Raw genomic sequence first — 1,589 nt, 5'->3', positions numbered from 1 at the left:
CAGCTAGCTGATGGCCGCTACAAAAATTTTAGGAAGCAGGCGTTGGGGACGGCTCGAAATCGAGTTTTTCTACAGCCTCGTTAGCTGCCCCCCCCCCCAATCTGTAAGAGTATAAGTTACATGAAATTGAGATTTTGATGCAAGAAGTTATAGATTCATCAGTCAAAGAGTTAGTCAGAATCATAGAGTCAAAGCCAAATAGCCGTTCCGTTGCTTGGCAATTTGTTCTCGAGGAGCTTGATGCTGCAAAAGAAGGAATACCTTTTGTAAAAGAACGAGTAGAAACATTCTACATAAATCCTGAAGAATACTCAGAGGCGATGAATAGAGGCTGGGATGATGTAAACGGAAGATCAGGTCCTCAACAATTCTTACTTAACATTACAATGGCTATTGCTGATGCAGTAAACATGGAAACAGCAGCGATGGTGCGTATCACCATTGTCGAATACATACTCCAACATTACGGGTTTGGTCGTTATTATCTTGATGGGACATTCCGACAAGCAAAAAAGCCCCTTGATCTATTTACACTCACTACAACGGAAGACAAGCTACATTCTCACTTCAAATATCTATTGGATGATGAGACTGAAGAAATAAGGAAGGTTTTACTGCGGTGGAGTAGTGGTTTTGAAGATAGAGATAATAAGTTTAATCATGAATTCCAAACCACATTTAATTCATCATTTTGGGAAATCTACCTAAATCAATGTTTTTGTGACTTAGAAATGAGTATCGACTACTCAAAAGCGATGCCTGATTTTACTGTAAAGACGAAAAACGACAACATACTTAATATAGAAGCAGTTACTGCAAATCATTCTATTGACTCGCCTCCTGAATGGACTGGAGATAAGTTAAGAGAAAATTATGATTTCTTGAATTTTTCATGTGTAAGAATCCTTAATGCTATAAACTCAAAATACAAAAAAATATATCAAATCATATTCAAAGCAAGACCATGTAGTAGGAAATCCTTATATAATCGCTGTAGCTCCATACGAACAACCATATTTTTTTATTCAAAATAATGAAGGAATTATTCGCGTGCTGTATGGACAAGGTATTGATAAAGATAAAGATTTCACAGAAGTATATGTTCCTACAGCTCAAAAAAATGAGGATGTAACACTTGAGCTTGGAATATTTACTAGCGCCAAATATAAAGAAATAAGCGCTGTCATTTTTTCTACAACCGCAACTATGGGTAAAGCCATATCGCAAACTCCGCTTGAACGAACTGTACGTTTCAGTCGATACGATAAGACAAGAGGATTGCTCAGTGGCTTAATAGATAATAGTAAGTATTATGAAACCCACCTTGACGGCCTACAAATTCACCATAATCCATTTGCAGATCACCCCATCGATGTAAAAGACTTTGATAAATATGAAGTTACTCACTATTTCTATGATGTGGCAAGTGGTGAAATTGACAATCAGCAGAAAAACTACACGCTAATTTCTAGGAACATATTCGAGAATGGCAGCTAACAAATAAGGATAGGTCGCGCACCGCCGCGACCTGATCCGGTGTTGGACGAGCCCGGTGCTTCATTATTAAGGAAATAGCGGCGGAGAACTCA

At 38.1% G+C, this 1,589-nt stretch carries 2 protein-coding genes; both read left to right on the top strand.

Translation table 11 applies throughout. The features are described from left to right. Positions 1–137: 137 nt before the first annotated feature. Entirely contained in the window at positions 138–1,034 is an 897-nt protein-coding gene (locus BM036_RS20020; RefSeq protein WP_143066681.1) for a hypothetical protein, read from the top strand. A gap of 16 nt (positions 1,035–1,050) precedes the next feature. Further along, on the top strand, positions 1,051–1,497 hold the full coding sequence (locus BM036_RS19610) for a hypothetical protein (RefSeq protein ID WP_091855305.1): 447 nt from the start codon (positions 1,051–1,053) through the stop codon (positions 1,495–1,497). The last annotated feature ends 92 nt before the right edge of the window (positions 1,498–1,589 follow it).

The sequence above is a fragment of the Marinobacter segnicrescens genome (assembly GCF_900111555.1).
Classification (GTDB): domain Bacteria; phylum Pseudomonadota; class Gammaproteobacteria; order Pseudomonadales; family Oleiphilaceae; genus Marinobacter; species Marinobacter segnicrescens.
Note: the sequence above shows the minus strand (reverse complement) of the source record. Positions and strands in the feature narration are given on the sequence as shown.